The sequence below is a fragment of the Methanohalobium sp. genome (assembly GCF_018609725.1).
Lineage (GTDB): Archaea > Halobacteriota > Methanosarcinia > Methanosarcinales > Methanosarcinaceae > Methanohalobium.
In genome coordinates, this window is sequence record NZ_JAHENT010000050.1 from 1 (window position 1) to 10,757 (window position 10,757).

Consider the following 10,757-nt stretch of genomic DNA (forward strand, 5'->3'; position numbering starts at 1 on the left):
ATTCAGGTGATGACCATATAATTATTTCTTCAGCTATTCTGCTAAGATTTACCATAAGGTTTGACAATACAGATGACGATTCAACCAAAAAATCACGGGTACTTACCGCATCCATAGAGTTTTCAATCAGACCATCAAACCCCAGTAATTCCTGTGTCCTTGTACGGTCAAGATTGAAACCAGTAGATGCAAATGCTGCCGACCCAAGAGGGGACATATTTATCCTTTTAAAAGCATCAAACAAACGGTCAAAATCTCTGGACAATGATTCTGCATGAGCTACAAGATGATGAGCAAACGTTGTGGGCTGTGCATGCTGCAGGTGTGTAAAACCCGGCATTACAGTATCCACATTATAAGAAGCGATTTTGAGCAATACTGTGCGAAGGTTTATCAGTTCAGACATTATCCCTGTTATTTCATCTCTTAGATATATACGGAGACAGGTTGCTATTTCATCATTGCGGGAACGACCAGAATGCATCCTTCCACCGATGTCTTCACCTACCATGTCAATCAATTTTGATTCAAGCGATATATGGATGTCCTCATAATCATGGCTCAAACTTTCGATACCATCTTCTTTTATTTTCAAAAGCGCTTCAAGTATACGGGTGCATTCTTCCTCATGGATGATTTCCTGTTCTTCCAGCATTATTGTATGTGCCATATCCACAAGGATATCAGCCTGAAATATCCACCTGTCTGTTTCCATAGACGATGTGTATTTGAGAACTTCCTCGTCAGGGATTTCGGAAAGTCTGCCTCTTCGCAAAATATCGCTCATTAATATACCTCATTGGTTCTATTTTTGAATGAAAATATAAAGTAAAATGATACATATTGTTTAAAAAGGATTTGATATTAACTGACGGGGTTAGCACATTATAGCATATAAAAATTGAGATGATTACTGAAATAAAAATAAGAAAAATAAGATTATCAGCTTTCGGTTTCAGGAAGTTTTACATGAACTGTAGTTCCTTTTCCTTCAATACTGTCTATCCAGATATTACCATTGTGAGCATCTACTATAAGTTTACATATATAAAGCCCAAGCCCTGTTCCTCCATATTTGCGTCTGATGGATGAATCTATCTGGTAGAAACGCTGGAAAAGATAGGGAATAAGGTCTTCAGGGATCCCTACACCGTTATCGATCACTTTTATATGGACATGTTCATCCTCTTCAAATGCTTCCACTATTATTTCACCACCAGAAGATGTGAATTTGGTTGCATTATCAAGAAGATTGGTCAGCATATCGGTTAATTTAGATTTATCACCATTTATCTGTGGAAGATTTTCTGATACATTTTTGTTCAAAATTAGACCTTTTTTATTAATTTCAAAATTTGTGTCTTCTATCGCATCGTCTATTACTCTTGATATCTGAACAGGTTCAAATGAATACTCGATATTACCCGCCTGACTCATACTCATATAAATAAGAGAATCTACAAGTCTCCTGAGACGCTCAGAATTTCGTACTATAATATTCATTGTCTTTTTCTGTTCATCATTGAGCTTTCCAAGAGTCTCTTCATAAATGATATTACTGTAACCTTTAATAGAGGTCAACGGTGTTTTTAATTCGTGGCTTACATTGGATAAAAATTCGTCTTTCATCTTATCAAGGGATTTGAGTTCTTCGTTGGCTTTGGAAAGCTCATTTGCATATTCGTTGAGTTTTCTTTCAGCACGTTTTCGTTCGGTAATATCTCTGGCAAGCGCAAGTATAGCAGTTTTGCCTTCATATTCTATAACTCTGCTGCTCAACTCTACAGGAATACTTGAGCCGTTTTTGGTTATTTGTACCGTTTCAAAAATTCCATGTCCTTTTTCCTGGATAGTATTCAAGCGGTTTTTCATATTGTCTGCATAAAAAGGTGATACCAGCTCCATTGATTTTATATTTATCAATTCGTCTTTACTGTAACCCAGTCTCTGACTTGCTAACTGATTTACTTCAAGTATATTGCCTTCCAAATCGTGTATAAAAATAGCATCATTGGCATTCTCAAAAAGACTTCTGAATTTTTTCTCTGATTCTTTTAAAGCTTCTTCTGCCTGCTTTCGTTCTGTAATATCCTCAACAATGCCGACCCCACCCTGTATTGTGCCTTCTTCTGAAATGATTGGGCTGAAATCCACTTTCAGAGGAACTGTTTTCTTACTTGTTGGTGATCGGTAATAGCCCTCATAATGTCCCGTTTTTTTCTGAAATACCTGATATAGAGCCTTTTTCATATCTTCATCTTCCAGAGATTTTGGCATATCAAAACCTATTAATTCGTCTCTGGTTAAATCAAGAATTTTTAACATGTTCTCATTACCACTTGTTATAACACCGTTCTCATCAAAATCAAATATACCAAGTGGTGAATTTTCAAATATCAATCTGTATTTTCTTTCAGATTTTCGTAAAGCCTCTTCTGCCTTCTTTCTTTCAGTTACATCAATGATTATACCCTGATAATAGGCAGGAACTCCATTATATGTACGACCGAGCATGGAACGTTCAGTTACCCATCGTACTTCACCAGATTTGGTCAATATCCTATACTCTTTGGTAAAATAAGTATATCCTCCTATTTCAACCTGTGAAACAGCATCACGAACTTTTTGTAAATCATCTGGATGTACAATATCGCCAAAAATAAGCCGTTCTGAAGTGAAATCTTCCGGAGTATAACCAAACTGGATTATATTGTCCGAAACAAATTCTACAGGCCAGTCTTTTTCAGCCCTCCACAAAAACGCGATAACTGGACTGCTTTTATAGATGGATTCCAACTTGTTTTCAGCTTCCCATTCATCACGCTGGGTTTTTTTGCTGAGCTCTTGTTCAGTTATGCATTCAATGATACATGCCATACCATTGTAATTATAATTATTATCGGTTATTGGCACAAGCCTGCCGCTTTGATAAGTTATATTTCCTTTTTTATTTCTTAGAGGTATAAACTTAAAGTGTTCTGGCTGAAGCGTATTTTTTACACGCAAAAATAGTTCTCTAAAATGTACATCATTTCCAATAGTTCTTTCAGGCATATAAGACATTAGGTTTTTCCCGATAACATCCTCTTTTGAAATACCGGTTACATCAGCCATACTTTGGCTAAAATAGATGAACTTGTCAAATTTGTCAACAACCCAGATACCCTGACTGAGATTTTCAAGTATTTGTTCATAGAATTCATTCACATTAAACTACCCCGAAAATACAACAATATTTAGTTATCTGCTCAAACCCTATTAATTATTATTTGTATTGTTATTATTTACTTTTTGCCAAAAAAAGCAGGTTATAAATTCAGGATTTTTTCAGAGTCACCCAAAACACGCTTCCTCTACCTTCAGGATTATCATATACTCCCACTTTACCACCATGTAATTCTATTACCCTTTTAACAATTGCAAGACCAAGACCAAGACCTTTTATATCACTTTTATCAGCACGTTCAAAACGCTCAAACAATCTGGATTTGTCTTTTTTGTCTACCCCCTCTCCAGAATCTGCAAAATTAATTTTCCAAAAATCTTTTTCATCCTGTATATCAATTGTGACCCGACTGTTTTCCGGACTATATTTTATAGCATTGGATAAAAGATTATAGAATACATCTTCAATAATATCATTGACAAGGGCTGGATAACTTCCATGTGTCCTGGTTTCTACATTTATACCCTTTTCATCTATCTGATCTTTGAGGTCATCGACCACATGACTGATTATCGGAGCTATGTCGATATTATTTAGTTCAAGTCTTTCAGTTAATTCCAGTCTTGACAACTTGGATGCTGATTCAATGACATTTATCAGCTTTGCGTTGTGGTGTTTAATTTTTTTAAGTATCTTTATCTTGTTGCTGTCATTTTCTATATCAAGTAAAACCTGATTAAAACCGTTAACAAGCCCTGCAGGATTCAAAAGGTCATGACGGATTATATCTGTGAATAAATCTTTATATTCAATTGATTTTTCAAGTTCCTGAGTGTACTTTTGCTGGTTATGTAACTTTTCTTCAAGCTGGGTAATATCAACAAAACTAAGTATCTGATAGTCTAAATCGTCCCTTGTAATAGGCGAGGACGTCATAAATACAGGTAAATTATCTCCATCAATAGTTCTTACTTTACATTCAAGTTCATTATTTTTGTCGATTAAACAGCCAGCATTTTCAGGAAACACAATAAATTCTGAAACAGGATTACCAACCATAGATTGTTTAGTAAATCCTGTTTTATTTACAGCATAGATATTTGTATCAACAACAACATGAGTTTCCTTATCAACAATAAAAATACCATTTTGTTGGGCTTCAAATATTGCTTTTAAATACGAGTAATCATTTTCAACTGAATCTGGGATGTTTACCCCTTTTTTCTATTCGGTTAACAATATATACCCCCTTGATTGTTAAAACATCCAGCTAAAAGCTTTCTGTATTATCTATTACTGATACAGTATTAACTACAACAAACCCCTATCATGATTTACTATATATAATTTAGTTACTGACTTTGATAAATTATAATCATATAGTAACAATACTAAAAACTGTTGTTAATTACTAATATTACTTTTGAAACAAAGATACAAAACTTTTATATATGAATTTATTTTGAAACTGTAACTTTTTATAAAAATATAAATTACCAAAATTTAAGTGGTAGAAAAATGTTTACAGCAGGTTATTGTTGACTGATACTTCTATCCATGATTTTTAAATAGCAGTATTATATAGGTCATACAAATTAAAAGGGATAAAAATGACAGGTGAAGAAATGTACGCAGATAGAATAAACTCACTCCCCCCATACCTGTTTGCAGCGATAGATGAAGCAAAAGCAGAAGTGATGAACAAAGGAGTAGATGTTATAGACCTTGGTGTAGGAGACCCCGACCAGCCAACACCACAACACATTATAGATTCCATGTCCGAAGCCATCTACAATCCCAATTATCACAGATACCCGTCATACAACGGTATGTATGATTTTAGAAAGGCTGCTGCTGATTGGTGCAAAGAGAATAGAGGGTTTGAAGTAGACCCTGATACCCAGACCCTGACAATGATAGGTCTGAAAGAAGGTATTGCCCATAGCCCGCTTGCATTTATAAATCCGGGTGATACAGCACTTGTACCAAACCCAGCATATCCGGTTTACAAGATAGGTACTCTTTTTGCTGGTGGAGAAGCCTACACCATGCCGTTGCTTGAAGAAAACGGATTTTTACCAGACCTTGATGCGATACCAAAGGAAGTCTGTGACAGAACCAAGATGATGTTTTTGAATTATCCGAACAATCCCACTGGTGCTGTTGCTGATCACAAGTTCTTTGAAGAAGTGGTTGATTTTGCAAGAGACAACGATATTGTCGTCGTTCATGATAATGCCTATTCAGACATCGTATTTGACGGATACGAATCCCCAAGTTTCCTGAATGTTGACGGTGCAATGGATGTTGGTGTTGAATTGTACTCACTTTCCAAGACCTATAATATGACCGGGTGGCGTATTGCTTTCGCAGTAGGAAACAGCGATATTATAAAGGGAATTGGAAAAGTTAAATCCAATGTCGATTCAGGTGCTTTTGAAGCTGTCCAGAAAGCAGGAGTGACAGCACTCACCTCATCGCAGCAGTGTGTTTCAGATATGAACAAAATCTACAAGGACAGACGTGATGCACTGCTTAAAGGTCTCAATGAACTCGGACTTGATGTAAAACCACAGAAAGCAACATTCTATACATGGGCTCCAGTGCCAGAAGGATACGATTCTATAGAATTCTCCAAACTCCTGCTTGAGGATGCCGGAATTGTTGCTACACCAGGTGTCGGTTTCGGTGACTATGGAAACGGATACATCAGATTTGCACTGACACAGACAGTTGAGCGTATCAATCAGGCAGTTGCAAGGATGGAAGAACTTAAACTTTAAATCCTATAACTACACCCTTTTTGGGGTGTAGATTAGAATTTTTTATCCCAATAATGAATCAGGGCTTATATTTCCACTTCTAATCATATGATCTGCTATAACCAGTGCTACCATAGATTCGGCAACAGGCACCATTCTTGGTGGTATTGTGGGGTCATGGCGACCTGTTACAGAAACTTTAGTTTCTTCCATTGTTGACAAATTAACTGTTTTCTGGGTTTTTGAGATGGAAGGAGTTGGTTTCACAAATGCACGACAGATTATCGGCATACCTGTGGATAAACCTCCAATAATACCACCTGCATTATTGGAATCCGTTTTGATATCCCCATTTTCAATAACAAATGAATCATTCATTTCACTTCCATTCATTCTTGAACTTTCAAAACCAGTGCCAAATTCAACTCCTTTGACCGCTCCAATACTCATAATAGCTTTTGACAGGTCGGCATCCAGTTTGTCAAATACAGGCTCGCCGATTCCAGCAGGAACTCCTTTTACTACTACCTCAACAATACCCCCAATGCTGTCACCCATATCGCGTGCATGTTCCGCTTTTTCAAGCATCTTTTCAGCAGCATCAAGGTCTGCACATCTTAAAGGTGTTTTTTCTAAATTGTTCATTATCTTATCAAAATCCAGTTTTTTTGCTCTAATACCCCCAAGTTCCACTACATGAGCCACGATTTTGGTTCCATAGGTCTCCAGCAGGGCTTTTGCAATTGCTCCTGCCGCAACACGTCCTACTGTTTCCCTTGCAGAAGAACGTCCTCCTCCTCTATAATCCCGGATTCCGTATTTTTTCAGATAAAAATAATCCGCATGGCCGGGGCGCGGGAGGTTTTTAAGGTGTTCATAGGAACTGGAATTGGCATTTTTGTTCCATACAAGCATTGATATAGGTGTACCAGTACTTTTGTTGTCAAATACACCAGATAATATTTCCACTTCATCGGTTTCTTTTCGGGGTGTAGATACACTGCTCTGTCCCGGACGCCTTCGTTTTAATTCATCTTCTACAAGTTCCTTATTGATTTCCAGTCCCGCCGGAACTCCATCAACGACTACTCCTACTGCACGACCATGAGATTCACCCCATGTTGTTATTTTGAAAAATTGCCCAAACGTATTACCTGTCATCTTTTTAAAACTACCCTGAATTTTCAATTATTTAGATTCCCTTTTTGCTGGTTCAATATGAATTGTAACATCTTTTACACCCGGATATTTATTTTTAAGGTCTCTTTCTACATCATGTGCTACACTATGTGCATTATCTATACGCATATCAGGCCGCACCTTTATATGTAAATCTATCTGGATTGTATCATTTGTCCCTCTGCTTCGGATTTTATGGCACTCTTTGATACCTGAAACCGATTTAACCAGTGTACAAATTTCTTCCTCATCAATCTGGGCTGTATCAAGCAAAGTATCAGCATTCTGGCGTATAATTGAATAGCCTGCACGGAATATGACTACCGCTATTATAAGCGAAATTACCGGGTCAATAATGGGATAACCAAGTTCAATTGCAACCAGACCCGCAATCACAGATAATGAAAGGAAAATATCACTTTTTGTATGCATTGAATCCGCAATCAAAACCTCACTGTTTAATTCATCTCCTTGTTTGTGTTCATATCTGGTCACAAGGAAATTGATAATCATTGTCAAAATCATAATTGCAAAACTTATGGATGTTACATCAGGACTTACATCGGCTCTGAACCTTCCGATTGCGTTGGTGATTATTTCAAACCCCACCAATATTAAAAAGAAAGATATTATTATGGCACTGAGTGTTTCATATTTGCGATATCCGTAAGGATGTTGTTTATCAGGGGGTCTGGAAGCTATCTGAATTCCGACAAGTCCAGTGATATTGGAAATACCATCTATAAGTGAATGATAACCATCAGATTCCATGCTAAGTGTATTTGTCAGTCGACCATAGATGATTTTAGCAAGGGCTACTACAAAATTGAGTACCAGTATTTGAAGAAGAACGATACGAACTTTTCTAAAGCGGTGGTTCAATGGTATCCCCGATATAAAAAATGGTTTACACTATAATAAAATATACGATAATATATTGTGAAATACTCCTCCCTTTTGAGAGGAGTTTCCTGGTTCATAATTTGTTCTAACAAACACAACTCCATAGGCACTACCCCTCATCCCGAAGGTGACTGAGTGTATATCGCATTCATCCCCCATCTTCACAGGAGTCTTCTGCGATATTTGGGATATACTTCAGTTTATCAGGTTAAAAATATAATATCGTTAATTTAAAAAATTATCATATCCATTTAAAAATTGGTGAATTGTATGGTAAAAAGTTTGTATATATACCCGATTCTAATTCTTACAGTAATCCTTGCCACATCAGTTAGTGGTTGTCTTGAAACACCTGAAGCTACCCCTGCAGAAGTCAGTGAATCAGCACTATCAGAATATGGATGGGAGAATACTGGCAGTGTGGATTATCAAAGTTACGAACAATCAGTAGCAGATTACAATGTATCTGTAAACACAGCAATAACAACATATAAGGATAAACAGCTATCAAACCAGATGTCAGGACAGATAAAGAACCTACAAAGAAACCAAAATATAGATTTAGAAACCGATTTTGGTACAGGTATTCTGGGGTCGAGATTGGTCACCATCAACCTGACTTTGCCCTCAGGAGTTGAACTGCCTGATACTGTTATATCCACAATAGTTGATACCCAAATAGAAAAACTGACAAAACAGGCAAATATCGAAAATTTTGATAAAAAAGGAAGTGAAGAAATAAACATAAGTGACGGGTCAACTGCAAATGCAGACTATTATGTTGGCTCTATACCTGCAAACGGATTTTCAATCGATGTAAGAGGAGTTATTGCTTCCTGGTCAACTTCTGATTCCACAATTATAACTGTTGGAGCTGTTCCAGAGGGAGATATTGAATTAAATATTGAAGGAGAAAATGTTAAACTCATAACAATCAACGGTGAAAAAGAAATGGAAGAGGTTAAAGCACTGATTAAATCTATAAATTAAAAGAACATAAATAGAGCCGTTATTACTTAAAAATATATGAGAACTATCTATGGTTAAAATAGCAATCACTGGCAAAGGAGGGGTTGGAAAAACAACCCTTGCAGGCACTCTTGCACGATTACTGGCACAGGACGATTATCAGGTTCTTGCTATTGATGCTGATTCAGATATGAACCTTGCATCTGCTGTAGGTATAGAAAAACCACCCGAACCACTTACCGAATATAAAGATTTAATAAGAGAACGCGCAGGTGAGACAGGTGGAGCCTTCAAATTAAATCCAAAAGTCGATGATGTAGTCGAAAAATATGGAGTTGTCGGTCCCGATGGAGTAAACATGCTTGTCATGGGTACAATTGAGCAGGGTGGCAGTGGATGTATGTGTCCAGCATCTGCATTTTTACGTGCATTTTTAAGACATGTTGTTTTAAAGGAAAAAAGTGCTGTAATAATGGACATGGAAGCCGGTATAGAGCATCTGGGCAGAGGCACCACCAGAGGAATAGACCTGATGGTTATTGTTGTAGAGCCAGGCATGCGTTCTGTTGAAACCGCCTCACGTATAAAGGAACTGGCAGATGAACTGGAAATCAAACACCTTGCTGCAGTTGTTAATAAAAGCTCTTCAGCAGATGTAAAGCCACATCTTGAAAAACTTGGAATATCGGTTTTGGGAGAAATTCCCTATGACCCTGAAATAGTACGTGCCGATTTTGAAAACACCACAATCCTGGATATAGGTTCCAGTTCAGTGGATTCAATCAAAGATATTAAAAACCAAATGATAGATATGGTTCAAAATATTGAAAATGGATGATTAATCACCATCATCAAAAGATTTTTTTGTTTTTAAGGATAGTGTACCTTTTATTCTTGCATGTTCATTACCAAGACTTCTTCGATAATCTGAGCGTATCTGCTGTTTGAATTGCTGGATCATCAACTCATCAAGTTCATCTTCTGTTAAATCCTGAGTTTTTTTATGTTTTATTTTATCGTTTCTGTCCATGTTAGATTACGCTGATAAACGGGTTATGGTCAATAAACTCTACATCCAGTTTAAGCATTTCTTCAAGGCGTTCACAAAGTTTTTCCATGGCTGGGTTTTCTGTGGCATAATGTGTTGCATCAACCAGAGAGATACCTCCCCTGTTGCGTATCACGTCATGTTTCAGCTCACTTGAAACAAAAGCATCCACACCGTTTTCATGAGCTATATCCAGATACTGAGATTTGAAACCACTACCTCCAAACACCATGACTTTTTCTACTGTTTTGTTCTCTCCAACGTATTGGACATTGGTATCAAGACATTTGGACACATGCCCTGCAAAGGTATCAATTGAACAGGGAGATATGTTTCCGATTCTTCCGATTTCCAGTTCCTCTATATTTGTCAAGCCCAAGCGGTCTGCAAGGATATCATTTACACCACCCGGTACTTTATCATAATTGGTATGCATACTGTAAAGAGATATTTCATTATCAAGAGCTATTTTCAATTTATCTGAAAGAGGCTTTGCAATTTTTGTTACTGGCTCAAAGATAAGGGTGTGATGGGTTATAAGCAAATCTGCACCAATATCAGCTGCACGTTTTAGCACATATTCCGTTGGGTCAAGTGCAACTGCGATTTTATCAATATCATTGTCCAGGTTGATTATATCTCCTATTCTTCCTGTATCAAATTCTTCTGCATATTCAGGCGGTGCAATCGTTTCAAGCACTGGTATAATATCTGAAAATTTCATATACTA

The 10,757-nt window shown here is 37.0% G+C and carries 10 protein-coding genes; 3 read left to right on the plus strand and 7 right to left on the minus strand.

The window, feature by feature from the left end; translation table 11 throughout:
- The 3 genes from argH to QZ276_RS03090 form a co-directional block, all read right to left on the minus strand.
- On the minus strand, window positions 1–787 hold a 787-nt coding region (gene argH / locus QZ276_RS03080; RefSeq protein WP_292485187.1), incomplete at its 3' end, for an argininosuccinate lyase.
- A gap of 155 nt (window positions 788–942) precedes the next feature.
- Complete coding sequence (locus QZ276_RS03085; RefSeq protein ID WP_292485189.1) at window positions 943–3,207, minus strand: PAS domain S-box protein; 2,265 nt, start codon at window positions 3,205–3,207, stop codon at window positions 943–945.
- Window positions 3,208–3,316: 109 nt separating this feature from the next.
- Window positions 3,317–4,375 (minus strand): PAS domain-containing sensor histidine kinase, encoded by a 1,059-nt coding sequence (locus QZ276_RS03090; RefSeq protein WP_342765695.1) that lies wholly within the window; start codon window positions 4,373–4,375, stop codon window positions 3,317–3,319.
- Window positions 4,376–4,791: 416 nt separating this feature from the next.
- Between QZ276_RS03090 and QZ276_RS03095 the strand changes: the two genes are divergently transcribed.
- Window positions 4,792–5,949, plus strand: a complete 1,158-nt coding sequence (locus QZ276_RS03095; protein WP_292485203.1) for an LL-diaminopimelate aminotransferase — start codon at window positions 4,792–4,794, stop codon at window positions 5,947–5,949.
- A gap of 42 nt (window positions 5,950–5,991) precedes the next feature.
- Here QZ276_RS03095 and aroC read toward each other — a convergent pair whose 3' ends face one another.
- Window positions 5,992–7,089, minus strand: coding sequence for a chorismate synthase (gene aroC, locus QZ276_RS03100; RefSeq protein ID WP_292485205.1), 1,098 nt, complete (start codon window positions 7,087–7,089; stop codon window positions 5,992–5,994).
- 27 nt (window positions 7,090–7,116) lie between these two features.
- Complete coding sequence (locus QZ276_RS03105; protein WP_292485191.1) at window positions 7,117–7,989, minus strand: cation diffusion facilitator family transporter; 873 nt, start codon at window positions 7,987–7,989, stop codon at window positions 7,117–7,119.
- A gap of 291 nt (window positions 7,990–8,280) precedes the next feature.
- Here QZ276_RS03105 and QZ276_RS03110 point away from each other — a divergent pair, with 291 nt between their 5' ends.
- Window positions 8,281–9,000, plus strand: a complete 720-nt coding sequence (locus tag QZ276_RS03110; RefSeq protein ID WP_292485193.1) for a DUF6517 family protein — start codon at window positions 8,281–8,283, stop codon at window positions 8,998–9,000.
- A 49-nt stretch (window positions 9,001–9,049) separates the two neighbouring features.
- On the plus strand, window positions 9,050–9,817 hold the full coding sequence (locus QZ276_RS03115) for a carbon monoxide dehydrogenase accessory protein CooC (RefSeq protein ID WP_292485195.1): 768 nt from the start codon (window positions 9,050–9,052) through the stop codon (window positions 9,815–9,817).
- Here the strand turns inward: QZ276_RS03115 and QZ276_RS03120 are convergent, their stop codons facing one another.
- Both QZ276_RS03120 and QZ276_RS03125 read right to left on the minus strand, forming a co-directional pair.
- Complete coding sequence (locus QZ276_RS03120) at window positions 9,818–10,009, minus strand: hypothetical protein (RefSeq protein ID WP_292485197.1); 192 nt, start codon at window positions 10,007–10,009, stop codon at window positions 9,818–9,820.
- A 1-nt stretch (window position 10,010) separates the two neighbouring features.
- Window positions 10,011–10,751 carry a Nif3-like dinuclear metal center hexameric protein gene (locus QZ276_RS03125; RefSeq protein ID WP_292485199.1) on the minus strand — a complete coding sequence of 247 codons (741 nt, stop codon included), beginning with the start codon at window positions 10,749–10,751 and terminating at the stop codon, window positions 10,011–10,013.
- Window positions 10,752–10,757: the final 6 nt, after the last annotated feature.

What these genes read in the sequence shown, in the direction of transcription:
- QZ276_RS03095 (WP_292485203.1), top strand. Translation starts at nt 4,792, where the DNA reads ATGTACGCAGATAGAATAAACTCACTCCCCCCATACCTGTTTGCAGCG.
- aroC (WP_292485205.1), bottom strand. Translation starts at nt 7,089, where the DNA reads ATGACAGGTAATACGTTTGGGCAATTTTTCAAAATAACAACATGGGGT.
- QZ276_RS03110 (WP_292485193.1), top strand. Translation starts at nt 8,281, where the DNA reads ATGGTAAAAAGTTTGTATATATACCCGATTCTAATTCTTACAGTAATC.
- QZ276_RS03115 (WP_292485195.1), top strand. Translation starts at nt 9,050, where the DNA reads ATGGTTAAAATAGCAATCACTGGCAAAGGAGGGGTTGGAAAAACAACC.
- QZ276_RS03120 (WP_292485197.1), bottom strand. Translation starts at nt 10,009, where the DNA reads ATGGACAGAAACGATAAAATAAAACATAAAAAAACTCAGGATTTAACA.
- QZ276_RS03125 (WP_292485199.1), bottom strand. Translation starts at nt 10,751, where the DNA reads ATGAAATTTTCAGATATTATACCAGTGCTTGAAACGATTGCACCGCCT.